Origin of the sequence: Halomonas sp. PAMB 3232, from assembly GCF_031954225.1 — a bacterium.
Classification (GTDB): Bacteria; Pseudomonadota; Gammaproteobacteria; order Pseudomonadales; family Halomonadaceae; genus Vreelandella.
In genome coordinates, this window is the sequence record NZ_CP134865.1 from 516986 (window position 1) to 539491 (window position 22506).

The 22506-nt window shown below is 63.3% G+C and carries 24 protein-coding genes; 16 read left to right on the forward strand and 8 right to left on the reverse strand.

Annotation, left to right across the window (positions count from 1 at the left end):
- The first annotated feature begins 100 nt into the window (after positions 1-100).
- From radC to ald, 7 genes are all read left to right on the forward strand, one after another.
- A complete protein-coding gene (gene radC, locus RN346_RS02430; RefSeq protein WP_252109492.1) occupies positions 101-775 on the forward strand; it encodes a RadC family protein in 675 nt (224 codons plus the stop codon).
- Positions 776-1003: 228 nt separating this feature from the next.
- Positions 1004-1240 (forward strand): 50S ribosomal protein L28, encoded by a 237-nt coding sequence (gene rpmB, locus RN346_RS02435; RefSeq protein ID WP_038481085.1) that lies wholly within the window; start codon positions 1004-1006, stop codon positions 1238-1240.
- Positions 1241-1286: 46 nt separating this feature from the next.
- Positions 1287-1442, forward strand: coding sequence for a 50S ribosomal protein L33 (gene rpmG / locus RN346_RS02440; RefSeq protein ID WP_227391162.1), 156 nt, complete (start codon positions 1287-1289; stop codon positions 1440-1442).
- Positions 1443-1599: 157 nt separating this feature from the next.
- Entirely contained in the window at positions 1600-2427 is an 828-nt protein-coding gene (gene mutM, locus RN346_RS02445; RefSeq protein ID WP_311959992.1) for a bifunctional DNA-formamidopyrimidine glycosylase/DNA-(apurinic or apyrimidinic site) lyase, read from the forward strand.
- Positions 2428-2448: 21 nt separating this feature from the next.
- Complete coding sequence (locus RN346_RS02450) at positions 2449-3657, forward strand: class I SAM-dependent rRNA methyltransferase (protein WP_311962010.1); 1209 nt, start codon at positions 2449-2451, stop codon at positions 3655-3657.
- A 37-nt stretch (positions 3658-3694) separates the two neighbouring features.
- Positions 3695-4144 carry a thioesterase family protein gene (locus tag RN346_RS02455; RefSeq protein WP_263585192.1) on the forward strand — a complete coding sequence of 150 codons (450 nt, stop codon included), beginning with the start codon at positions 3695-3697 and terminating at the stop codon, positions 4142-4144.
- A gap of 178 nt (positions 4145-4322) precedes the next feature.
- A complete protein-coding gene (gene ald, locus RN346_RS02460; protein ID WP_311962011.1) occupies positions 4323-5441 on the forward strand; it encodes an alanine dehydrogenase in 1119 nt (372 codons plus the stop codon).
- Positions 5442-5470: 29 nt separating this feature from the next.
- Here ald and RN346_RS02465 read toward each other — a convergent pair whose 3' ends face one another.
- Positions 5471-5719, reverse strand: coding sequence for a SlyX family protein (locus RN346_RS02465; RefSeq protein ID WP_311962012.1), 249 nt, complete (start codon positions 5717-5719; stop codon positions 5471-5473).
- 166 nt (positions 5720-5885) lie between these two features.
- On the opposite strand from RN346_RS02465, the gene RN346_RS02470 reads away from it, so the two are divergent.
- The gene (locus RN346_RS02470) at positions 5886-6419 is read left to right on the forward strand and encodes a cold shock domain-containing protein (RefSeq protein ID WP_311959999.1); all 534 of its coding nucleotides are present in this window, start codon (positions 5886-5888) and stop codon (positions 6417-6419) included.
- 80 nt (positions 6420-6499) lie between these two features.
- Here the strand turns inward: RN346_RS02470 and RN346_RS02475 are convergent, their stop codons facing one another.
- The 7 genes from RN346_RS02475 to map form a co-directional block, all read right to left on the reverse strand.
- A complete protein-coding gene (locus RN346_RS02475) occupies positions 6500-6889 on the reverse strand; it encodes a hypothetical protein (protein WP_311962013.1) in 390 nt (129 codons plus the stop codon).
- Entirely contained in the window at positions 6886-8067 is a 1182-nt protein-coding gene (gene dapE, locus RN346_RS02480) for a succinyl-diaminopimelate desuccinylase (RefSeq protein WP_311962014.1), read from the reverse strand. Before dapE ends, RN346_RS02475 begins: the two co-directional genes overlap by 4 nt.
- Positions 8054-9079 (reverse strand): 2,3,4,5-tetrahydropyridine-2,6-dicarboxylate N-succinyltransferase, encoded by a 1026-nt coding sequence (gene dapD, locus RN346_RS02485; protein WP_311962015.1) that lies wholly within the window; start codon positions 9077-9079, stop codon positions 8054-8056. Before dapD ends, dapE begins: the two co-directional genes overlap by 14 nt.
- 81 nt (positions 9080-9160) lie before the next feature.
- Positions 9161-9508 carry a Spx/MgsR family RNA polymerase-binding regulatory protein gene (locus tag RN346_RS02490; RefSeq protein WP_263585186.1) on the reverse strand — a complete coding sequence of 116 codons (348 nt, stop codon included), beginning with the start codon at positions 9506-9508 and terminating at the stop codon, positions 9161-9163.
- 152 nt (positions 9509-9660) lie between these two features.
- Positions 9661-10857: a succinyldiaminopimelate transaminase gene (gene dapC, locus RN346_RS02495; RefSeq protein WP_311962016.1), complete on the reverse strand. Its 1197-nt coding sequence runs from the start codon at positions 10855-10857 to the stop codon at positions 9661-9663.
- A gap of 135 nt (positions 10858-10992) precedes the next feature.
- A complete protein-coding gene (locus RN346_RS02500; protein WP_263585184.1) occupies positions 10993-13668 on the reverse strand; it encodes a [protein-PII] uridylyltransferase in 2676 nt (891 codons plus the stop codon).
- A complete protein-coding gene (gene map / locus RN346_RS02505; protein WP_311962017.1) occupies positions 13668-14456 on the reverse strand; it encodes a type I methionyl aminopeptidase in 789 nt (262 codons plus the stop codon). The genes RN346_RS02500 and map overlap by 1 nt, the downstream gene beginning before the upstream one ends.
- A gap of 347 nt (positions 14457-14803) precedes the next feature.
- Between map and rpsB the strand changes: the two genes are divergently transcribed.
- The 8 genes from rpsB to rseP all read left to right on the forward strand — a co-directional run bounded on the left by rpsB (position 14804) and on the right by rseP (position 22412).
- Positions 14804-15553, forward strand: coding sequence for a 30S ribosomal protein S2 (gene rpsB, locus RN346_RS02510; RefSeq protein ID WP_263585182.1), 750 nt, complete (start codon positions 14804-14806; stop codon positions 15551-15553).
- A 240-nt stretch (positions 15554-15793) separates the two neighbouring features.
- Positions 15794-16663, forward strand: a complete 870-nt coding sequence (tsf, locus tag RN346_RS02515; RefSeq protein ID WP_263585181.1) for a translation elongation factor Ts — start codon at positions 15794-15796, stop codon at positions 16661-16663.
- Positions 16664-16805: 142 nt separating this feature from the next.
- Positions 16806-17573, forward strand: coding sequence for a UMP kinase (gene pyrH / locus RN346_RS02520; RefSeq protein ID WP_263585180.1), 768 nt, complete (start codon positions 16806-16808; stop codon positions 17571-17573).
- 4 nt (positions 17574-17577) lie between these two features.
- On the forward strand, positions 17578-18135 hold the full coding sequence (frr, locus tag RN346_RS02525; protein WP_252109508.1) for a ribosome recycling factor: 558 nt from the start codon (positions 17578-17580) through the stop codon (positions 18133-18135).
- 84 nt (positions 18136-18219) lie between these two features.
- A complete protein-coding gene (gene uppS, locus RN346_RS02530; protein WP_263585179.1) occupies positions 18220-19005 on the forward strand; it encodes a polyprenyl diphosphate synthase in 786 nt (261 codons plus the stop codon).
- Positions 18998-19819 (forward strand): phosphatidate cytidylyltransferase, encoded by an 822-nt coding sequence (locus RN346_RS02535; RefSeq protein WP_263585178.1) that lies wholly within the window; start codon positions 18998-19000, stop codon positions 19817-19819. Before uppS ends, RN346_RS02535 begins: the two co-directional genes overlap by 8 nt.
- Positions 19816-21033 carry a 1-deoxy-D-xylulose-5-phosphate reductoisomerase gene (gene ispC / locus RN346_RS02540; protein WP_311962018.1) on the forward strand — a complete coding sequence of 406 codons (1218 nt, stop codon included), beginning with the start codon at positions 19816-19818 and terminating at the stop codon, positions 21031-21033. Before RN346_RS02535 ends, ispC begins: the two co-directional genes overlap by 4 nt.
- Positions 21034-21053: 20 nt before the next feature.
- On the forward strand, positions 21054-22412 hold the full coding sequence (gene rseP, locus RN346_RS02545) for an RIP metalloprotease RseP (RefSeq protein WP_311962019.1): 1359 nt from the start codon (positions 21054-21056) through the stop codon (positions 22410-22412).
- Positions 22413-22506: the final 94 nt, after the last annotated feature.

Below are 22506 nucleotides of genomic sequence, written 5' to 3' on the forward strand. Positions count from 1 at the left end.
GGGCGCCGGTTTTGGCAGGTTCGCTCGCGGGCTTCTAGGCTAGGTATAGTGAGCGCTGACCGCGCACATCGACACAATAGCGATACGCAAGGGGTAGGCGATGGGCATCAATCACTGGCCGGAGGGCGAGCGCCCCCGGGAGAAGCTTTTAACGCTGGGCGCCCAGGCGCTGTCGGACGCCGAACTGCTGGCGATCTTTCTGCGCGTTGGCGTCAAGGGGCGCTCGGCGGTGGATCTCGCCCGCGACCTGCTCACCCGCTTTGGCGGGCTCAGGCCGTTTCTGGAGTCCGATGAGCGCGCCTTTTGCCAGGCCCATGGGCTGGGCTCGGCGAAGTTCGCCCAGCTACAGGCAACGCTTGAGCTCTCGCGGCGCCACCTGGCCACCCAGCTCGCCCGGGGTAACGCGCTGACCTCGCCGTCACTCGTGCGCCACTATCTGCGCTCGCAGTTGAGGCATCTGGGCCATGAGGAGTTCGCGGTGCTTTTTTTGGATACTCAGCACCGAATCATTCGCTATGAGGCGCTGTTTCGCGGTACCCTAGACAGCGCATCTGTCTACCCTCGCGATGTCGCCAAGCGCGCCCTGGAACTCAATGCGGGCGCGGTGATTCTGGCTCACAACCACCCCTCCGGTGTAGCCGAACCCAGCGATGCCGATCGACGCATCACCGAGCGTCTGACCCAGGCACTGGGGCTTTTCGACGTGCGGGTACTGGATCATTTCGTGGTGGGGGATGCGGATGTCATCTCTTTTGCCGAGCGCGGCTGGCTTTGAAAAAGTCGGCGTTTTACCGTTCAAAAGGGCCTTTTTGACCCTTCAGGCACGCTTTTGCTTGCCGCTGATCGGATGCTCTGGTATAAAGTGCCACCTTTAAACTTGGGTTGAATAACGGATTCGGGTACAGCCAGGCCATCGCGGCATCGACTGACTCCCTCCCTTCCGGTTTGCCCGACAGTTTTGAACACTCAGGCTTATACCCTGGCCAAGCGGTTGGAGGCTCTCATGTCCAAAGTATGTCAGGTTACCGGCAAGCGTCCGGTAACTGGTAATAACGTTTCACACTCCCAGCGTAAGACACGTCGTCGTTTCTTGCCGAACCTGCACACGCACCGTTTCTGGGTCGAATCCGAGAACCGTTTCGTGAAGCTGCGCGTCTCCTCCAAGGGCATGCGCATCATCGACAAGAAAGGTATCGAGACCGTGTTGGCCGACATCCGCAAGCGCGGCGACGCCATCTAAGCTCGTTTTCAGCTATTATTAGCGACGCATTTTGGGAGATTGAACCATGCGCGATAAGATTCGTCTGGTGTCCAGCGCCGGTACCGGCCACTTCTACACCACCGACAAGAACAAGCGGAACACCCCCGACAAGTTCGAGTTCAAGAAGTATGATCCGGTGGTTCGCAAGCACGTCATCTATAAGGAAGCCAAGATCAAGTAATTTCGATTACGCTGATCGGCTTTCACCGCAGGCCTGGCCTGCCGAAAACCCGGCCCTAAAAGCCGGGTTTTTGCATGCATGGCCCCTGCGCCGCCGGATAGTCATCTGCGCTCGCTACGCTACCCTTGCCTGACGTCAACTCTCACAGGACCCCGTCATGCCCGAGCTGCCCGAGGTCGAAACCACCCGTCTGGGAATCGCGCCCTACGTCGAGGGGCGTGAAATCGTTGAGGTGCGCGTGCGCAACCGCCGCCTGCGCGTGCCGGTACCCGAGGACTTCGAGCAGCGCTTGATCGGCGCCCGGGTGGGATGCGTCACGCGCCGGGCCAAGTATCTGCGCCTGCCGCTGGCCTCGAGTGAGGGCGAGGGTACGCTGCTATGGCACCTGGGAATGTCCGGCAGCCTGCGCATCGCCCGTGTCGGGGATCTGCCCAAAAAGCACGATCATGTGGATCTTGTGACCGGTGAGGGCTTCGTGCTTCGCTATCATGACCCGCGCCGTTTCGGCTTCGTCGACTGGCAGCAGGGCGATGGCACCGAGGATACGCGTTTGGCCCACCTGGGCCCGGAGCCCTTGAGCGAGGCCTTCGACGGCGCCTGGCTCTACCGGCTCTCGCGGGGCAAGCGCATGGCGGTCAAGCCGTTTTTAATGGACAACCGCGTGGTGGTCGGGGCGGGGAACATCTACGCCGCGGAGGCGCTGTTCCTCGCCGGCATCGACCCTCGCCGCGCCGCCGGTCGCATTTCGAAAGCGCGCTTCGATCGATTGGCGCTGGCGGTCAAGGACGTGCTGGCCGCCGCCATTACGCAAGGCGGCACCACGCTTCGCGATTTCGTCAGCGGTCAGGGCGAGCCTGGCTACTTCGCTCAAAAGCTCAACGTCTACGGGCGTCAGGGCGAGCCTTGCCGGCGCTGCGGGCAGCCCTTGAAGCGTATCGTTTTAGGCCAGCGGGCGAGTGTTTTCTGCCCGGGATGTCAGCGCTAAACTCATTTTCACGCTTTGCCGATGTTTTTGGAGAAACCAGTGACCCAACGCCTGCGCTTGAATAAAAATGCCGACCGCCGCCTGAAGGCGGGGCATCTATGGATCTACTCCAACGAGGTGGATACCAAAGAGACGCCGCTCAAGGAGTTTGGCGCCGGCGAGGCCGCGCTGATCGAGGCCTCCAACGGCAAGGCCATTGGCGTGGCCTACGTGAACCCGCACTCGCTGATCTGCGCACGCATCATGTCCCGCGACCCGGAGATGCGCCTGGACCGGTCGCTGTTCGTGCACCGCTTCAACCAGGCGCTGGCGCTGCGCGAGCGCATGTTCGCCCAGCCGTTCTACCGCCTGATTCACGGCGAGGGCGACCTGCTGCCGGGGCTGATCATCGACCGCTTCGGTGACGTGCTGGTGGTACAGCTCAACACCGCCGGCATGCAGGCGCTGGCGGACGAGATCGTCGATGCGCTGGAAAAAGTCGTCAAACCCGAAGTGATCGTGTTTCGTAACGACACCGGCGGCCGCCGTCAGGAGGGGCTCGAGGCCCAGGTCGAGGTGGTCAAGGGCGTGCTGCCCGACGAGGTCGTGATCGAGGAGAACGGTGTGCGCTTCGTGGTGCCGGTGCTTAACGGTCAGAAGACCGGCTGGTTCTTTGATCACCGCGTCAACCGCGCCTGGCTCAACGGCCAGGTGGCGGGCAAGCGCGTGCTGGACGTGTTCAGCTACGTCGGCGGCTGGGGCGTTCAGGCGGCGGCCAGCGGCGCCAGTGAAGTGCTCTGTGTGGACAGCTCCGGGGCGGCGCTCGAGCAGGTCGCGCGTAACGCCGAGCTCAACGGCGTGCATGAGCAGGTGGCGGTGGGCGAAGGTGACGCCTTCGAGGCGCTGGCCGCGCTCAAGGCGGACGGCGAGCAGTTCGACGTGGTGATTCTCGACCCGCCGGCGTTTATCAAAAAGCGCAAGGACATCCCCAACGGCGAGCGCGCCTACGCGCGGCTCAACCGCGAGGCGATGCGCCTTCTGGGCCGCGATGGCCTGCTTCTTTCGGCGTCCTGCTCGATGCACCTGGCCCACGACCGCCTGGTCGACGTGGTGCGCGGCGCGGTGCGCCACCAGGACCGCCACGGCCAGGTCATTTTCCAGGGCCATCAGGGGCCGGATCACCCGGTGCACCCGGCGATTCCCGAAACCGCCTACCTCAAGGCGCTGGGCGTACGGGTTTACCGCGACTGATCGACGATGGGTTAGCCAATACGCGTAAGGAGTCAGTATGGAGTGGGCACTGCCAGCGCCGTACGTCATGGCCATCACCGTCGAGGCGAGCGCCATCGACGCGTTTGGTCACGTCAACAACGGCGAGTACCTGCGCTGGGTCGAGCGGATCAGCTGGGCCCACTCCGAGGCGCTGGGCCTCGATCTTGCCCGCTACCGCGCGCTCGACCGGGCAATGGTGGTGCACCGCCACGAGCTCGACTACCTCGCGCCCGCCTTCGAGGGCGAGGCGCTCGTACTGGCGACCTGGATCGTCGAGTGCGACCAGCGCCTGAGCCTTACCCGGCGATTTCAGCTCAAGCGTGAGCGCGACGGTAAAATGCTGCTCAACGCCCGCACGCGTTTTGTGTGCGCCGCGCTCTCCACCGGGCGGCCTCAGCGCCTGCCCGAGGAGTACCGGCGCATCTACGGCGCGGCGGTCGTGAGCGAGCCCGCAGCGAAGGGATAAGGCTAAAGCAGCGCGCGGCTAAAGCGGATTTTTCTGCCAGCGCGCGGTTTGCGCCACAATTTTCTTCTGAAAAACGCCTTTACCGGCGTTTTTCTCGTTTTAAGGCCGTGCGCTGGCAGCGCCTTTCGACTGTGCTGTAATGAAGTAACGTTCATTGACGCTCATCGAGAGGCCCGCCATGCAGATCGCCGTCCCAAGGGAAATCAAGAATCACGAATACCGCGTCGCGCTTACCCCCAGCGGCGCCCGAGAACTTGCCGGGCGCGGCCACACGGTGTTCGTGCAGGCCGGTGCCGGTGAAGGCGCCGGATTTCAGGACGGCGACTATGAAGCGGCGGGGGCGCATATCGAGCCCGACGTCGAGGCGCTCTGGCAAAACGCCGAGCTGATCCTGAAGGTCAAGGAGCCGCAGGCTGAAGAAGTTGCCCGGCTGACCCCGGCGCATACGCTCTTTACCTACCTGCACCTGGCGGCGGAGAAGTCGCTGACCCAGGGCTTGATCGACCGCGGCGCGACCTGTATCGCTTATGAAACCATCATCGACGGCAAGGGCGGGCTTCCGCTGCTGGCGCCGATGAGCACGGTGGCCGGGCGCATGGCGGTGCAGGCCGGCGCCCATAGCTTGGAGAAAGCCCAGGGCGGGGCTGGGGTGCTGCTGCCCGGCGTGCCCGGGGTGGCGCCGGGCAAGGTCACGGTGATCGGCGGCGGCGTGGTGGGCGAAAACGCCGCGCGGATGGCGCTGGGCCTCGGCGCCGACGTGACGATTCTGGATCGCTCCCTTGCCCGTCTGGGCGAGCTTGATGGTCGGTATCAGGGCCGCATCAAAACCGTCTACTCCACGGCGGATGCGCTGGAAGAGGCGGCCAAGCGCTCGGACATGATCATCGGCGCGGTGTTGATTCCAGGCGCGGCGGCGCCGAAGCTGATCACCCGCGCCATGCTCGCCGACATGAAGCCGGGAAGCGTGCTGGTGGACGTTGCCATCGACCAGGGCGGCTGCTTCGAGACCAGCAAACCCACCACTCACGCCGAGCCGACCTATCTCGTCGACGGTATCGTCCACTACTGTGTCGCGAACATGCCCGGCGCCGTGGCGCGTACCTCCACCCAGGCGTTGACCAACGCCACGCTGCCTTTCGTACTGGCATTGGCCGACAAGGGCTGGCAGCAGGCGCTCAAGGACGATGCCCACTTCGCGCCGGGGCTCAACGTCCACGCCGGAAAGGTCACCTATCGAGCGGTGGCCGAGGCGTTTGGGCTCGAGTACGTGAGCAGTGAGTCGCTGATCGACGCCTGAGCGGGCGCCGCTTTCAAACCGAAAGGGGCTCAATAGTGCGGGGGCAGATCGTCTTCCAAGCGGTAGGCCCCGCCGTCTGCATGATCGCTCGCCGCCTGCTGCTGCTCGCGCAGCCGGTCGCGCATAAGGGTGTTCATCCGTTCGAGTTTTTCCAGCTGCTGCGCCTGGCTTGCGATCGTCTGGTCGAGGGTGTCCAGCCAGTGCTCCTGATAGGCGAGCTTGCTCTCCAACGCTTCGAGCCGGCGGCCGAGCTCGGCGGGCGATAATTCGTTTGTCATGATAAGATCGAAACCTTGTAGTGTATGCTCGGTAGGGTTAGCCCGCCTTTTGCGCGACGTAAGTGATATTGCTCGAATATTTATCGCCAAAGTGGGGGGTTGCTATAATCTCGCCGCGTATTTTCCTTTGTTTGTTACTCATACAACAAGAGAGCTTTTTATATCCATGAACCCAAAAGTTGTTGTTCGCTGTTTATTGATCAGTGTGTTACTCGCCGCGCCCACGCCGCTGCTGCTGGCCGGTCTTGTGCATCTCACCGACGCCCCGCTCGCCGAGCAGTGGCTTTCCGAGCTTGCCATCATCGGTACGACCGGTGTTTACGTGGCCGTGGCCCTGGGGAGTTTTATCGTACTGCTGGTCGGCACGCTGGCCGCGGCGGCGTTCGCGCCTCCGGTGGTCGTTAGTGGCGAAACGGTTCGCGCCAAACCCGCCCCGCGTCCCGCGGAGCCGGTCGAGGAGGAGCCGGCGGAAGTGATCGACCCCAACGACGGGCGCGAAGAGGGAGAAGTGAAGTGGTTCAATACCAACAAGGGCTACGGTTTCATTACCCGCGATAACGGCGAGGACGTGTTCGTTCACTTTCGCGCCATACGCGGGCGCGGGCCGCGCATGCTCGCCGAAGGGCAGATCGTGCGCTACCACGTGATTCAAAACGATCGCGGCCTTCAGGCCGACGACGTGAGCATCATCGAGTCCTGATCGCTTCCCGCTTCAAACCACTGGCCCCGCAATCGCGGGGCCAGTGGCGTTTTGGGGCAGGCAAAAACGAGAAGCGCAGGCTAGCGCCCGGAATCCGGCCAGGCAATACGCTGGGCCTCGCCCGTTGGCCGCACCTGCCAGAACGCGTCCGGGTCATCCCCCGGGCTCCAGCCGCCGAGCGAGCAGCGCACCTCGACGCCCAGCGCCGGCGCCGCCGCCGTGGCGCAGGCCTGATCAGTAGGCCAGGGCGTGTGGGCGCTGTCGAACCAGAGACTCGCGAAGCCGTCGGCGGCGTTCTCCACCAGCAGCACCGGCACCTCGACGCCGTCCTTCAGCCCCTGGCTTTTCCACTTGTTCTTGCCCGCCGGGCGTAGCGCCGGCGCCGCGATGGTGTCGAAAAGCCAGGCGTTGAGCGCCTCGAACTCGACCCGGGCCAGGTACACCTCGATATCCGGAAAGCGCTCGCTCATCGTGTTGGCTCCCGACCGTTTTCCTCAGTGAATAGCGCCTGCAGGGTAGCCTCGTAGATCCGACTCAGCTCATCGAGATCGGCGGCGCGCACGCGCTCGTTGACCTTGTGGATGGTGTCGTTGAGCGGGCCGAGCTCGACCACCTGGGCGCCCAGGGTCGCGATGAAGCGACCATCCGAGGTGCCGCCGCTGGTCGAAAGCGCCGGGCGCTGTTTGGTGATCGCCTCCACCCCGGTCATCACCGCGTCCACCAGCGCGCCTTCGGCGGTGAGAAACGGCTCGCCATTGAGCGTCCAGTCGATGTGAAACTCGAGCCCAAAGCGCTCGAGAATCGCTTCGGTGCGCGCCTTCAGCGCCTCATGGGTGACTTCCGTGGAGTAGCGGAAGTTGAACACCACCTCGATCTCGCCGGGGACCACGTTGGTGGCGCCAGTGCCGGCGCGAAAGTTGGAGATCTGAAAGCTGGTCGCCGGGAAGAAGTCGTTGCCCGCGTCCCAGTGCTCGCGGGTCAGCGCCTCGAGCGCGGGCAGCGCCTGATGGATGGGATTGCGCGCCAGGTGCGGGTAGGCCACGTGGCCCTGTACGCCCTTGACGTGAAGCACGCCGCCCAGTGAGCCGCGTCGGCCGTTCTTGATCACGTCGCCAAGCGTGGCCGTGGAGGAGGGCTCGCCGACGATGCAGTAGTCCAAGCGCTCGTTGCGTTCGCGCAGATGTTCGACCACCGCGCGGGTGCCGTCGATGGCCGGGCCTTCCTCGTCGGCGGTGATCAGAAACGCGATACGCCCGTCGTGATCCGGCGTGTGGCCGACAAAGCGCTCGACGGCGGTGATCATCGCCGCCAGGCTTCCCTTCATGTCCGACGCGCCCCGGCCGCACAGCATGCCATCGTCGTCGATGCAGGGCGAAAAGGGCGGAAACTCCCAGCTGGTGTGCGGGCCGCTGGGAACGACATCCGTGTGGCCGGCAAAGGCCAGCACCGGGCCGTGATGGCCGCGTACCGCCCAGAAGTTTTCCACATCGCCAAAGGGCAGGCGCTCGACATGAAAACCGAGCGCCTCGAGGCGCTCGATCATGATCGTCTGGCAGCCTTCGTCGTCCGGCGTGACCGAGGCGCGGCCTATCAGGTCGAAGGCGAGCGCGAGCGTGGGCGAGAGCCCCTCGGGCTCAGTTATGGGCATGCAGCGCCTCGTTCAGCGCCACGGCGCTCTTGTTGGTCAAGCATTCCACACGGCCGTTTTGCGAGTTGCGGCGCAAGAGCAGGTCGTTCTGGCCGGCCAGTTCGCGACCAGAGACGGTCTTGACCTCGTTTTTCTGATCATCGAGCAGCGTGACCTTGGTGCCGGCAGTGATATAGAGCCCGGCTTCGACGGTGCAGCGGTCGCCCAGCGGAATGCCGATACCCGCGTTGGCGCCGATCAGGCAGCCTTCGCCCACCTTGATGACGATGTTGCCGCCGCCAGACAGCGTGCCCATGGTGGAGCAGCCGCCGCCGAGATCCGAGCCTTTGCCGACGAACACGCCCGCCGAGATGCGGCCTTCGATCATGCCCGGGCCTTCGGTACCGGCGTTGAAGTTCACAAACCCTTCGTGCATCACCGTGGTGCCTTCACCCAGATACGCCCCAAGACGGACGCGGGCGGTATCACCGATACGAATGCCCGCGGGCACCACGTAATCGGTCATTTTGGGGAACTTGTCGACACAGTCCACGGAGAGCGGCTGGCCGGCCAGCCGCGCTTTGAGGCGACGCTCGGGCAGCTCTTCGATGTCGATGGCGCCTTCGCTGGTCCAGGCGATGTTGCGTAGAAGGCCGAACATGCCGGTCAGGTCGAGGCCGTGGGGTTTGACCAGCCGGTGCGAGAGCAGGTGCAGCTTGAGATACACCTCCGGGGCACTTTGCGGGGCGTCGTCGTTATCGATGAACATGGCCACCAGCGGGCGCTGACTGTCGGCAAGCGAAGCGGCAACGCTTGCCTGCTCCGCGTGGCCGGCATCCTGAAGCGCCTGGCTCAGGCGCTCGCAGTCCTCGGGCAGAAAGCTCACGGCTTGGGTGCCGGCGGGGGCGTTTAGCGCCTTTTGCGCGGCGCTGACCAGGTTCTCGGCGGGTTTGAAAAGCGGGGCCGGGTAGTAGATTTCCAGCCAGTCGCCTTGCGTGTTTTGCGTGCCGATTCCAAGCGCGAAGCTCAGCATAAAGCGTCTTCCTTTCCGGTTAAGTCGTCGTGAGTAAAAAGCGTTCCCATTATCGGCCACGATCAGTGGCCGATCATTCGGTTACTGAGTGATGTTGTCGTAATCACCCTCTTGATAGCCCACCACGAAATGGTGGCTATCGAGCTCCAGAAGCGGGCGTTTCAAGAGCGTGGGATGTTTGAGCAGAAGCTCGCGGCCAGAGGTCGCATCCAACCCCTCTTTTTCCTCTTCCGGCAGCTCCCGCCAGGTCTTGCTGCGCTTGTTGATGGCGTCCAGCAGCGGCACCTGCTCGAGGATGTGCTCCAGAAGGCTCGCCGACAGGCCATCCTTGCGAAGGTCGTGGGTCTTGAAGGCCAGGCCTTTCTCGTCCAGCGCCTTGCGCGCCTTGCGGCAGGTATCGCAGTTATCGATGATGTAAAGCGTCAGCATAAAGCCTCCTGTCGTTGCTCTGATGGTCGTGCGTTCGCCGGCGTGTCACCGCGTTTCGTTCGCGTGGTCAAAACCAGCCGGGTCAAAACCAACCGGGTCAAAACCAACCGGGTCAAAACCAACATAGCCAAAATATCGCGATTGCAAAACGCCTAGCCGCGCTCGATCAAGCGGCGAAGACGGCGCGCGGCTTCCAGCGTCGGTTCGAGCTCGGCGACCAGCGCCAGGCGCAGCCGCCCGGTGCCCGGGTTGTGGCCATGTGCGTCCTCGCGGCCCATCAGGCTGCCCGGCAGGACGCTGACGTGCTCTTCGCTGAACAGGCGCTTCGTGAAGGCGATGTCATCGCCGCCGGGCACCGCGGGCCAGAGATAGAAGCTGGCCTCGGGCGTGGGGAAGTCCATCACCGGGGCGAGCACCTCGGTCACCGCCTGGAATTTCTCGCGGTAGGCGTCGCGGTTGGCCAGTACGTGAGCCTCATCCTGCCAGGCCGCGATCGAGGCACGCTGCACCGGCAGCGACATGGCGCAGCCGTGATAGGTGCGATAGCGCTTGAAGGGCGTGAGAATGTCGGCGTCGCCGGCGACGAAGCCGGAGCGAAGCCCGGGCAGGTTCGAGCGCTTGGAGAGCGAGTGAAACACCACGCAGCGGCGATAGTCATCGCGGCCAAGCTCGGCGCAGGCCTGCAGCAGTCCCGGTGGCGGCGCGGCTTCATCGAGATAGAGCTCGGAGTAGCACTCGTCGGAGGCGATGATGAAGTCGTGCTCATCGGCGAGCGCGATCAGCGCCTTGAACTCGGCCATCGAGGTGACCGCGCCGGTGGGGTTGCCCGGCGAGCAGAGAAACACGATCTGCACGTCCTGCCAGGTCGCGGCGTCCACCGTGGAAAAATCCGGGCGAAAGCCGTTCTCGGCGCGGCAGTCGAGATACAGCGGCGTGCCGCCGGCCAGCAGCGTCGCACCTTCGTAGATCTGGTAGAACGGGTTGGGCACCGCGACCTTCGCGGGCCGGTTTCGATCGAGCGCGGCCTGCACGAAGGCGAAGATCGCCTCGCGAGTGCCGTTGACCGGCATCACCTCGCGCTCCGGATCAAGCCCCGCCAGCCCGAAGCGCCGCGTGGCCCAGGCGCTGATCTGCTCGCGCAGCTCGCCAAGGCCGTTGGTCGCCGGATAGCGCGCCATCTCGTCGAGACTTTGTGCCAGCGCGGTGAGCGCCGCCGGGTAGGGTGCATGCTGGGGCTCACCGATGGTCAGAGCGATATGCTCGAGGCCCGCGGGGGCGACGAGCCCCTTTTTGAGCGTGGCCAGCTTCTCGAACGGATAGGGGTGCAGGGCGTTGAGATCAGAATTCATGGCGTGTCCGTTGATGGGCGGGCCGCAGCGGCGTGGGAGCGAGGCGCGATAAAAGAGGCCTCGATTATAAGCATGCCCACTGACCACCTCAAACCCGCGTTGCGCACTCAAGCGATCCCCTGGTGCTCCACTGACTCAAACGCTGAGCACCTCGATCAGCCGGCTTCGAAGCTTTTGCTGGCGCGCCGGGTCGGTGAGCGGCTCGCCGGCCTTGGTGGTGATGAAGAACACGTCCTCGACCCGCTCGCCGAGCGTGGCGATCTTCGCCGTGGAGAGCGCAATGTCCTGCTCCATGAAGATGCGCCCCACGCGTGCCAGAAGCCCCGGGCGGTCGGGAGCGGTCAGCTCCAGGAGCGTGCGCTCGTTGGCCGGGTCCTGCTCGATCAGCACCTCGGTCGGTACCTTGAAGTGCTTGAGCTGGCGCGGCGTGTGGCGCGTGACGATCTGCGGATAGTCGTCGGGGTCATCGAGCTCCTCCACCAGGTGGCTGCGCATCTCCTCGATCGCGCCGGGCTCGCGAATCGGCTGGCCGTGGCTGTCGAGCACGATGAAGGTGTTGAGCGTCCAGTCGTTATGGGAGGTGGCGATGCGCGCGTCGTGGATCGAAAGCCCCAACTGCTCCATCGCCGCGGCGGTGGCGGCGAACAGATCGTCCACCGAGCGGGTGTGGATGAACACCTTGGTGCCGCCTTCGGCCATGTCCAGGGTGGGCGCGCTGATCAGCACCAGCGGAAGCTTCGAGCCTTCGTGGGCGAGAATGCCCTGCGCCTGCCAGACGATTTCGCTCGGCGCGTACTGCAGAAAGTAGTCCTCGCCCAGCGTCTCCCACAGCGTGTCGATGCGCGCGCTCTCTACGCCCACATTGGAGAGCAGTGAGCGCGCCTCCAGGCGGGTTTCACGAATCCAGTCGTCGCGGTCCGGCGGGTTCTTGAGCCCGCGACGCAGCGCGCGCTTGGTCTCGGCGTGGAGCTGGCGCAAAAGCGATGCCCGCCAGCCGTTCCAGAGCGTCGGGTTGGTGGCGTTGATGTCCGCCACGGTGAGTACGTACAGGTAGTCCAGCCGGATTTCGTCGCGAACCGCCAGCGCGAAATCGCGAATCACGTCCGGGTCGCTGATATCACGCTTTTGCGCGGTCATCGACATCAGAAGATGGTGCTCGACCAGCCACTTCGCCAGGTTGGTGTCGTGGGGCGAAACGTGGTGACGCTGACAAAAGTGCTCGACATCGACGGCGCCGATCTCGGAGTGATCGCCGCCGCGGCCCTTGCCGATATCGTGGAAAAGCCCGGCGATCCAGAGAAGGTCGAGTTTGGGCAGCTGGTGAATCAGCGTGGCCGCCACCGGGAAGTCCGCTTTGGCGTCGGATTTGCGAAAGCCGTGCAGAAACTTCAAAAGCCGCAGAGTGTGGGCGTCGACGGTGTAGATATGAAACAGGTCGTGCTGCATCAACCCCACTGCGCGGCCGAACTCCGGCAGGTACTTGCCCAGAATCCCGTAGCGGTTCATGCGCCGGAGCTGGCGCGGGACGTTGCCCGGCGCGCGAATGATCGACATGAACAGGCGCTGGTGGTGCGGGTCTTCGCGGTAGTGGTCGTCGATCTGGTGGCGGTGATCGCGAATCAGGCGAATGGTGTCGGCGCGCACCCCTTCGATATGCTCGTGTCTGGCCATCAGCAGAAACAGCTCGAGCATCGCCTCGGGATGATCGCGAAACAGCGTTCTCGAGCGGGCCTGGATGTAGCCGCCCCGGGTCTCGAAGCGCTCGTTGAGCGTGACCGTTTCGAGCACTTCCTTGCCGCGCAGGATGACCTCGTCGAAGTGCTGCAGGAGCATGTCGTTGAGCCCGGCCAGTGCCGTTACGTGGCGGTAGTAGCGCTTCATGAACTGCTCGACGGCCAAGCGCTCCGGCGTATCCTTGAAGCCGAACATCTCGGCGATGGTGCGCTGGTGATCGAACAAAAGCCGGTCCTCGGCGCGGTCCGTGATCATGTGCAGCGCGTAGCGCACCTGCCACAGGAAGGCCTGGCCCTGGCTCAGGATTCGAAGCTCGGCGTCGTTCATGAAGCCGTTGGCGACGATGTCGGCGTACTGTTCGGTATCGAAGTGGCGCTTGGCGACCCAGCCGATCATCTGAATATCGCGAAGCCCGCCTGGCGAGCTCTTTAAATTCGGCTCCAGGTGATACTCGGAGTTGTTGTAGCGGTAGTGGCGGCTGATCTGCTCCTGCCACTTGGCCTCGAAAAAACGATCCGCCGGCCACAGGTGCTCCGGGGCCAGACGCTCGCGCATCTTCTGCCGTAATCGCTCGGGCCCGGCAATCAGGCGCGATTCGAGCAGGTTGGTGATCACCGTGACATCCTCGGCCGCCTCGCGCTCGCAGTCGCTCAGCGAGCGCACGCTGTGGCCGATCTCAAGGCCGATATCCCAAAGAAAGGTGATGAAGGCGGTGAGCGGCTCGCGGTAGGCGCTGTCGTCGTCGTGCTCGAGCAGCAGCAGTAGATCGACGTCGGAGTGCGGGTGCAGCTCGCCGCGGCCGAACCCGCCCACGGCGATGAGCGCGATGCCGTCATCCGGCCACTCGAAGCGCTCCCAGGCCATGGCCAGCAGCTGATCGAGATACCAGGCGCGCCCGCGCACCAGATCACGAATGTCGGCGCCTGCGCGAAAGCGCTCGTCCAAACGCGCCTGAAGCTCCTTGAGGGCGGCCTTGAAGGGCGCGATCGGAGAGCGCGTACCGGCAAGCTCGGTGCGAAACGCCGCCAGGTCGAAAAGCGTCGCGTCCGGCTCGAACCGGTGGTGGTGGAGAAGCATCAGTTGAGGAAGCTAAGGTCTTCGTCGCTGCGCGCGGTCAGCACGTCAACGCCGTTTTCGGTGACCAGCAGCGTGTGCTCCCACTGAGCGGAGAGACTCTTGTCCTTGGTCACCGCGGTCCAGCCGTCGCGCAGCACCTTGGTCTTGTAGCTGCCGACGTTGATCATCGGCTCGATGGTGAAGCACATGCCGGGCGCAAGCGCGATGTCGGCGGAAGGCGCATAGCCGTCGTAGTGGAGAAACTGCGGGTCTTCGTGGAAGCCGGCGCCGATGCCGTGGCCGCAGAAGTCGCGCACCACCGAGTAGCCGTTGGCTTCGGCGTGTTTCTGGATCGCGCGGGCGAGTTCTGATAGGTGAACGCCGGGCTTGACCAGCGCCATGCTCTTGTAAAGGCACTCCTGGGTCACGCGGCAAAGGCGCTCGCCCTGGATGGTGTCGCCGATGATGAACATCATGCTGGAGTCGCCGTGGTAGCCGTCCGGCGTCTTCACGGTGATGTCCAGGTTCATGATATCGCCATTCTTGAGCGTCTTGTCGAAGTCCGGAATGCCGTGGCAGACCACGTGGTTGATCGAGGTGCAGGTCGCGTGACTGAAGCCGTGATAGTTCAAGGGCGCCGGTGCCGAGCCCAGCTCGTCGACGATATACGCGTGACAGCGCTTGTCGATCTCGCCGGTGGAGACGCCGGCAACGACATAAGGGGTGATCATCTCGAGCACGCTGGCAGCCTGGCGGCCGGCTTCGCGCATTTTTTCGATTTCTTCCGCTGTCTTGATAGGAACGTTCATGACTTCTCGATATGGCGGGTTGGGTCGGTAGTGCACGCCGGGCGTGCAAACCCCGAAGGGCGACTTCATCTTGGCAATGATATATGGTATAAAGCCGCGCGCTTTCCTGCAATCGCCATCCCGCAATCGCCTTTTTTCGGCGCGCGGCGCGGCGAGTATGCCGGTCGGCGCCCATACAGAGTCTGCGGCACTGCCATAAGGCTCATACAGCAAGCCTTGAAAACACACATGCACCGGCACATGGTCCCGGGTGCCGTTAGCCTCGAAAGGCGCTTTGACAGCGCTGAGACTATCGGTCGGATCCATGGGGTGCGTGGAGGCCTAACCCGAGTTTCAGGAGTTTTACCATGGCTCACGTCAATATGCGTGATCTGCTCAAAGCAGGCGCTCACTTCGGTCACCAGACCAAATACTGGAACCCGAAGATGAGCAAGTTCATCTTCGGCGCGCGCAACAAGATTCACATCATCAACCTCGAGCACACCCTGCCGGCGCTGAACGAAGCGATCGATGTGGTCGAGAAGATGGCGGCGTCCAACAACAAGATCTTGTTCGTTGGCACCAAGCGCAGCGCCAGCAAGGTCATTAAGGAAGAAGCCAATCGCGTCAACCAGCCGTTCGTCAACCATCGCTGGTTGGGCGGCATGCTGACCAACTTCAAGACCATTCGTCAGTCCATCAAGCGTCTGCGCGAGCTTGAGACCATGCACGAAGACGGCACGTTCTCGAAGCTGACCAAGAAAGAAGTTCTGATGGCCACGCGCGAGCAGGAGAAGCTCGAGCGCTCCATCGGCGGTATCAAGAACATGGGCGGCCTGCCGGACGCGCTGTTCGTGATCGACGTTGATCATGAGCGCATCGCGATCAACGAAGCCAACAAGCTGGGTATCCCGGTCATTGGCGTGGTCGATACCAACTCCAACCCCGATGGCGTGGACTACGTCATTCCGGGTAACGACGACTCCATCCGCGCGATCCAGATCTACGTGAAGGCGATTGCCGACGCGTGTGGCCGTGCTAAAGAAGGTCGTCCGGACGAGTTCGTTGAAGTGACCGACGAGCAGGCTTCCGCCGAAACTGACGCCGCGGCCGAGTAACACGGCCACGGTGGATGCGGCGGGCAGTTGAGCCGCATCGCGTGAAGGGGGCTTTGGCCCCCTTTTTCCCGCTTGGCGGGCCGATTACGCCGGGCTCCTGCGCCGGCATACGCACTACAAACGACTGTCTGTGTTGATCAATCTGTTTTGATCACGCAGTGACATGAAGCGGTCAACACGCCTTGTGTATACTTTGTAGCGCGTCCAACTCTCAAAAATCCTTTCAGAGGTGAATTTCTCATGGCAGCTATCAGCGCCTCTCAGGTTAAAGAACTGCGCGAACGTACCGGTCTTGGCATGATGGAGTGCAAAAAAGCACTCACCGAAACCGATGGTGATATCGACGTAGCCATCGAGAACCTGCGTAAGAACTCGGGTCTCAAGGCCGCGAAGAAAGCCGACCGTGTCGCCGCCGAAGGTGCCGTGGTTACCCGCGTCGCCGACGACGGCAGCTACGGTGTAATGGTCGAGATCAACTCCGAGACCGACTTCGTGTCGCGTGACGACAACTTCATCAGTTTCGCCAAGACAGTCGCTGACGCATTCTTCGCCGCTAAAAGCGACGACGTGGCCGCGGTCACCGAAGGCGAGATCGAAACCGCGCGCGAGCAGCTGGTTCAGAAAATCGGTGAGAACATCGGTGTGCGTCGTGCCGTGGTCGTCAACGCCGTTGAAGGCGGTCTGGTCGGCGAGTACGTCCACGGCGGCCGTATCGGCGTACTGACCGTGCTGACCGGCGGTAACAGCGAAACCGCGAAAGACGTCGCCATGCACGTTGCGGCCATCAACCCGAGTGTTTCTCACCCGGAAGATATGCCCCAGTCGGAGCTCGACGAAGAGAAAGCGATCATCCTGGCCCAGCCCGACATGGCCGGCAAGCCCGAGCAGATCGCCGAGAAAATGGTTCAAGGTCGCCTGAAGAAGTACCTGGCCGAGAACAGCCTGACGCAGCAGCCCTTCGTCAAGGACCCCAACCAGACCGTGGCCGAGTTCGTGAAGGCCGCCGGTGGTGAAGTGGTCAGCTTTACGCGCTTTGAAGTAGGCGAGGGCATCGAGAAAGAAGAAGTCGACTTCGCCAAGGAAGTTATGGAACAGGCTGGCCGTCGCTAAGGTCAGAGGTTTCAGTTCGATGATGGCGTGCGCGCAAGCGCACGCCATCGTGTATCCGGCCCTTGCGTTTTGCGCGCGGGCTCGCCCGCGCAACGCCGGGGCCGGCTGCCCACCCTTGCCTTCCCACTCAGGAGAGATGCCCATGTCACGTGATGTTCAAGACGCCAGCCCCATTGCCGGCAAAATGGACAAGTCGAAGTCCAAGTACAAGCGGATTCTTTTGAAGCTCTCTGGCGAGGCGCTGATGGGAGAGCACGATTTCGGGATCGACCCGGCGGTGCTTGATCGCATGGCGCTGGAGATCGGTCAGCTGGTCGGCATTGGTGTACAGGTCGGCATCGTGATCGGGGGCGGGAACCTGTTTCGCGGCGCGGCACTCAATGAAGCGGGCATGGATCGGGTGACCGGCGATCACATGGGAATGCTGGCAACGGTGATGAACGCGCTGGCCATGCGCGACGCTTTGGAGCGCTCCAATATTCGCTCCAGAGTGATGTCAGCGATTCCCATGAGCGGCGTAGTCGAGCACTACGACCGCCGCACGGCGATCCGTTATCTGACCTCGGGGGATGTGGTGCTTTTCTCCGCCGGCACCGGCAATCCGTTTTTTACTACCGACTCCGCGGCGTGTCTGCGTGGCATCGAAGTCGATGTCGACGTGGTCATTAAAGCCACCAAGGTGGACGGTGTGTACAATAAGGACCCGGTCAAGTACCCGGACGCGGTCAAGTACGACCAGCTCAGCTACGACGACGCGCTGGAGCAAAAACTCGGCGTGATGGATTTGACCGCTATCTGCCTGGTACGGGACCATGACATGCCGGTACGGGTATTCGACATGAACAAGCCTGGCGCCCTACTCAATCTTGTCGTAGGGGGCAAGGAAGGCACGCTGATAGACAGAGGATAAACACGTGATCAACGACATCAAGAAAGATGCCGAAACGCGCATGAAGAAAAGCGTCGACGCGCTGCACACCAACTTCAACAAGATCCGTACCGGGCGCGCGCACCCGAGCATCCTGGATGCGGTCACCGTCGACTACTACGGTGGCCAGGTGCCGCTGAACCAGGTGGCGTCGGTCAACGTGGAAGATGCACGGACCTTGACCGTCACGCCCTGGGAGCAGCCCATGGTGCCAAAGATCGAAAAAGCGATCATGACCGCGGATCTGGGCCTTAACCCGTCAAGCGCCGGCAACGTGATTCGCGTGCCGATGCCGATGCTGACCGAAGACACGCGCAAGAATTACATCAAGCAGGCGCGCGCCGAGGCGGAAACCGCACGTGTTGCGATCCGCAACGTGCGTCGCGACGCCAACGGTGATTTCAAGTCGCTCTTAAAGGACAAGGAGATCACCGAGGACGATCAGCGCCAGGGCGAAGACGAGATCCAGAAGCTGACCGACAAGTACATCGCCGAAATCGACAAGGCGCTGACGGCCAAGGAACAGGACCTGATGCAGGTCTAGTCTTGTCTTTTTATTACGCCCGGGCGCCATGGCGCTCGGGCGACGGTATGGCTCATTTATGACTGAACGTTGGTGCAAGACCCCATGACGTCTCCGCAGTTTCCGACTCAGGCGCCAAGCGCTGCCAAGCCTTCTCACGCCGGCGGGGCGACCCCCTTGCACATCGCCATCATCATGGACGGCAACAACCGCTGGGCGCGTGCGCGTGGGCTTTCCGGCGTTCGCGGCCACCGCGCCGGCGTCGAGGCGGTGCGCGCGGTCATCCAGCGCGCCGCCGAGCGCGACGTGAAGACGTTGAGTCTGTTCGCTTTTTCCAGCGAGAACTGGAAGCGCCCGGCCGCCGAGGTCAACGCGCTGATGGAGCTTTTTTTGATGGCGCTCAAGCGCGAAGTCAAAAAGCTTCACGAGCGCAATATTCGCCTCTCGGTGATCGGCGAGCAGCAGGGCTTCTCTAACGCCATCCAGAAGCATATCCAGCGCGCCGAAGCGCTGACCGCCGACAATACCGGCATGCACCTGGTGATCGCCGCCAACTACGGCGGCCACTGGGACATCGCCCGCGCCAGCCGCGCGCTTGCCGAGCAGGTGGCGGCGGGTACGCTCGACCCGGCCGATATCGACGAGACGCGCCTCGATCAGGCGATGAACACCGGCGAGGTGCCGCCGGTGGATCTGTGTATTCGCACCAGCGGCGAGCAGCGGCTCTCCAACTTCCTGCTCTGGCAGCTGGCCTATGCCGAGCTCTACTTCTCCCCCCTGTTCTGGCCGGACTTCGGTGCCCAGGCGTTCGATAGCGCGTTGAACGAATTCTGCTCCCGGCGCCGACGCTTTGGCATGACGGACGAACAAATAGAGGCGCAAGGTGCTTAGACAGCGGATCATTACCGCAGCCTGGTTGGCCCCGTTAACGCTGATCGGTCTGTTTGGACTCACCGGCGGCGCCTTTGCCCTGTTCACCGCGGTGATCGTGCTGCTGGGGGCGTGGGAGTGGACCAATCTGGCCGGCATCGCCGGGCGCGCCCGGCGCCTGAAGCTGGTCGCGCTCATGGCGCTGTTCATGGCGGCGATGTGGGCGGGCGGCTTCGCCTACGCGAGCTGGCCCTTGTGGCTTGCCGCGATCGGCTGGGTGGTCAACTTCTACTGGGTAGCGAACTACCCGGAAAAGCGCCAGCAGTGGCATGGCCGCGCCGGCCGTCTGGCCATCGGCTTCTGGGTGCTGCTGACCTGCTGGGTAGGCTTTAACGTGCTGCGCGAAAGCGGCGGCGTATGGCTTTTATTCGTGCTGCTTTTGGTATGGAGCGCCGACATCGGCGCCTACTTCGCCGGTCGGCGCTTTGGCAAGCGCAAGCTCGCCCCGCGCGTGAGCCCGGCCAAGTCCTGGGAGGGCGTGTATGGCGCGCTGGTCGCCACGTGCCTGCTGGCGGTAGGCTTTGCCTTCTGGCAACCGATGGGCGTGGCCGGCGGCGTCACGCTGGTCGCTATAACGGCGCTGGTGACCTTCGTTTCGGTGCTGGGGGATCTGTTCGAGAGCATGCTCAAACGCTTTCGCGACATCAAGGACTCGAGCAACCTGCTGCCGGGTCACGGCGGCGTGCTCGATCGTGTCGACAGTCTGACCGCGGCGGTTCCGGTGTTCGCGCTGTTCTATTCTGAAGTGCTCAGCGTTCAGGTGGCCGCACTATGACGTCGCCCGCGCTGCAGCGCGTCACCGTGCTGGGCTCGACCGGCTCGATCGGCAAGAGCACGCTCGACGTCATTGCTCGCCACCCGGAGCGCTACCGGGTGTTCGCGCTGGCCGCCCACACTTCGAAAGAGGCGCTTTTTGAGCAGTGCCAGGCGCACCACCCGGAGGTAGCGGTACTGGCCGGCGCTGACGACGCCGCCTGGCTTGCGCGGAGGCTCGAAGATGCGGGGCTTTCCACCCAAGTGGGCTTTGGCGCTGAGGCGCTGTGCGCCGTGGCCCGGGACGAACGGGTAGATACCGTGATGGCGGCGATCGTCGGGGCGGCCGGGCTCATGCCGGCGCTGGCTGCCGCCGAGGCGGGCAAGCGGATACTGCTTGCCAACAAGGAGGCGCTGGTGATGAGCGGGGCGCTGTTCATGGACGCCGTCGCGCGCTCGAACGCCACACTGTTGCCCATCGATTCCGAACACAACGCCATTTATCAGTGCCTGCCGGCCGAGCATCGCGGCGGGCTCGCGCGCCACGGCGTTCGAAAACTTCTATTGACCGCCTCCGGCGGGCCGTTTCGCCAGTGGAGCGCGGCGGACATCGACGCCGCCACGCCAGAGCAGGCCTGCGCACATCCCAACTGGTCGATGGGGCGCAAGATTTCCGTGGATAGCGCCACGCTGATGAACAAGGGCCTGGAGCTGATCGAGGCGTGCTGGCTGTTCGACGCCCACCCGGATCACATTCAGGTGGTCGTGCACCCGCAAAGCGTGGTCCACTCCATGGCCGCTTTTGATGATGGCTCGGTGATCGCCCAGCTTGGTAACCCGGATATGCGCACGCCCATCGCCTATGGTCTGGCGTGGCCGGAGCGGATCGATTCCGGTGTCGAAACGCTTGATCTGTTCCAGATCGCGCGGCTCGATTTCGAAGCGCCGGACGAGGTGCGCTTTCCCTGCCTTCGCTTGGCGCGGGAGGCGATGCAGCAGGGCGGAGCGGCGCCGGCGATTTTGAACGCCGCCAACGAAGTGGCGGTGGAGGCGTTTTTAAGCGGCCAGCTGCGCTTTGGCGGCATTGCCGAGGTAGTGGCCGGCGTCGTCCAGGCCCCGCACGCGCACCGTGCGGATAGCGTCGAGGCGATTCTGGCCGCCGATCAGTGGGCGCGAGAGCAGGCAAGCTTGCTGCTTGAGACCGCGCGTTCCAGCGAGAACCAGACCGGCGGGTAAGCGGCCGAAAGGAGGCGCGCGTGGGACTATTACAGAACGTGTTGGCGGTCATCGTCGTGTTGGGGCTTCTGGTCACCTTTCACGAGTTCGGCCACTTCTGGGTCGCCAGACGCTGCGGTGTAAAGGTGCTGCGCTTCTCGGTGGGCTTTGGTAAACCCTTCTGGTCGACGACCGACCGTCATGGCACCGAGTTCGCCGTGGCCGCGATCCCGCTGGGCGGCTACGTCAAGATGCTCGACGAGCGCGAAGCGCCCGTGCCAGAGGAGCAGCTGGGTCAAGCCTTCAATCGTAAAAGTGTCTGGGCGCGCATCGCCATCGTCGCCGCCGGGCCGATCGCCAATTTTCTGTTGGCGCTGATCGCCTACTGGGCGCTGTTCGTCGCCGGCACCACCACCGTCACACCGCTTATCGGTAACGTCGCCCAGGACTCGCCGGCGTATGAGGCGGGCCTGCCGGAAGGCGCCGAGATCACCGCGATTCAGGCTGATCCCATGCGCTCCTGGGAGGAGATCAATTTAAAGCTCGTTTCGCTGATCGGCTACAGCGGCGAGCTCGCCTTTAGCGCGCGGGAAACCGCATCGAGCCCTGCGCGCACCTATTCACTGCCGGTACAAAACTATCTCGCCCGCCAGGATCCCCCCCAGCCGCTGCAAAGCCTGGGCCTCACGCCCTGGCGCCCGCCGGTGCCCGCGGTACTCGGCCAGGTGCTCGACGATGGCGCCGCCGCTGGCGCCGGTCTTGAGCCCGGCGATCGGATTCTGGCGGTCAACGACACACCGGTCGAGAACTGGATGGCGTTCGTCGGCATCATTCGCGAAAGCGCAGGGCAGCCGCTTTCGGTGCGCATCGAGCGCGGCGGTGCGCCGTTGACGCTGTCGCTGACCCCGGAAAGCAAACCACTGGAGAACGGCGCCGAGGTTGGGTACATTGGCGCAGGGGTAGAGCAGGTCGACTGGCCCGAGGAGCTTACCCGTGAGATCCGCTATGGGCCGCTCGAGGCGGTGGGGCAGGCGTTTTCGCGCACCGGTGAAATGATCGTTTTGACGGTCGATGCGATCCGCAAGATGCTGGTGGGGCTCATTTCGCCCTCCAACCTCTCCGGACCCATCACCATCGCCCAGATTTCCGGTGACTCCGCCCGCGCGGGAATGGAAGCGTTCGTCGGCTTTTTAGCGTACCTTTCCATCAGTCTCGGCGTTTTGAACCTGCTGCCGATTCCGGTGCTCGATGGTGGGCACTTGCTTTATTATTTTATCGAGATCGTGCGGGGTCGCCCGGTTTCAGAACACACCCAGGCAATGGGGCTGCGTATCGGGCTCGCCATGGTGGGGACGCTAATGATCATGGCGCTCTACTTCGATCTGATGCGCCTTTGGTAATGACGCGTGTAGCGCGTGGGATGCCTTGTCATCCGCCTGCACAAATGTATATGGTGCCTGTTTAACAACCGGCAGACCAACGCGAGCGAACTGA

What these genes read in the sequence shown, in the direction of transcription:
- radC (WP_252109492.1), top strand. Translation starts at nt 101, where the DNA reads ATGGGCATCAATCACTGGCCGGAGGGCGAGCGCCCCCGGGAGAAGCTT.
- rpmB (WP_038481085.1), top strand. Translation starts at nt 1,004, where the DNA reads ATGTCCAAAGTATGTCAGGTTACCGGCAAGCGTCCGGTAACTGGTAAT.
- rpmG (WP_227391162.1), top strand. Translation starts at nt 1,287, where the DNA reads ATGCGCGATAAGATTCGTCTGGTGTCCAGCGCCGGTACCGGCCACTTC.
- mutM (WP_311959992.1), top strand. Translation starts at nt 1,600, where the DNA reads ATGCCCGAGCTGCCCGAGGTCGAAACCACCCGTCTGGGAATCGCGCCC.
- RN346_RS02450 (WP_311962010.1), top strand. Translation starts at nt 2,449, where the DNA reads ATGTTTTTGGAGAAACCAGTGACCCAACGCCTGCGCTTGAATAAAAAT.
- RN346_RS02455 (WP_263585192.1), top strand. Translation starts at nt 3,695, where the DNA reads ATGGAGTGGGCACTGCCAGCGCCGTACGTCATGGCCATCACCGTCGAG.
- ald (WP_311962011.1), top strand. Translation starts at nt 4,323, where the DNA reads ATGCAGATCGCCGTCCCAAGGGAAATCAAGAATCACGAATACCGCGTC.
- RN346_RS02465 (WP_311962012.1), bottom strand. Translation starts at nt 5,719, where the DNA reads ATGACAAACGAATTATCGCCCGCCGAGCTCGGCCGCCGGCTCGAAGCG.
- RN346_RS02470 (WP_311959999.1), top strand. Translation starts at nt 5,886, where the DNA reads ATGAACCCAAAAGTTGTTGTTCGCTGTTTATTGATCAGTGTGTTACTC.
- RN346_RS02475 (WP_311962013.1), bottom strand. Translation starts at nt 6,889, where the DNA reads ATGAGCGAGCGCTTTCCGGATATCGAGGTGTACCTGGCCCGGGTCGAG.
- dapE (WP_311962014.1), bottom strand. Translation starts at nt 8,067, where the DNA reads ATGCCCATAACTGAGCCCGAGGGGCTCTCGCCCACGCTCGCGCTCGCC.
- dapD (WP_311962015.1), bottom strand. Translation starts at nt 9,079, where the DNA reads ATGCTGAGCTTCGCGCTTGGAATCGGCACGCAAAACACGCAAGGCGAC.
- RN346_RS02490 (WP_263585186.1), bottom strand. Translation starts at nt 9,508, where the DNA reads ATGCTGACGCTTTACATCATCGATAACTGCGATACCTGCCGCAAGGCG.
- dapC (WP_311962016.1), bottom strand. Translation starts at nt 10,857, where the DNA reads ATGAATTCTGATCTCAACGCCCTGCACCCCTATCCGTTCGAGAAGCTG.
- RN346_RS02500 (WP_263585184.1), bottom strand. Translation starts at nt 13,668, where the DNA reads ATGCTTCTCCACCACCACCGGTTCGAGCCGGACGCGACGCTTTTCGAC.
- map (WP_311962017.1), bottom strand. Translation starts at nt 14,456, where the DNA reads ATGAACGTTCCTATCAAGACAGCGGAAGAAATCGAAAAAATGCGCGAA.
- rpsB (WP_263585182.1), top strand. Translation starts at nt 14,804, where the DNA reads ATGGCTCACGTCAATATGCGTGATCTGCTCAAAGCAGGCGCTCACTTC.
- tsf (WP_263585181.1), top strand. Translation starts at nt 15,794, where the DNA reads ATGGCAGCTATCAGCGCCTCTCAGGTTAAAGAACTGCGCGAACGTACC.
- pyrH (WP_263585180.1), top strand. Translation starts at nt 16,806, where the DNA reads ATGTCACGTGATGTTCAAGACGCCAGCCCCATTGCCGGCAAAATGGAC.
- uppS (WP_263585179.1), top strand. Translation starts at nt 18,220, where the DNA reads ATGACGTCTCCGCAGTTTCCGACTCAGGCGCCAAGCGCTGCCAAGCCT.
- ispC (WP_311962018.1), top strand. Translation starts at nt 19,816, where the DNA reads ATGACGTCGCCCGCGCTGCAGCGCGTCACCGTGCTGGGCTCGACCGGC.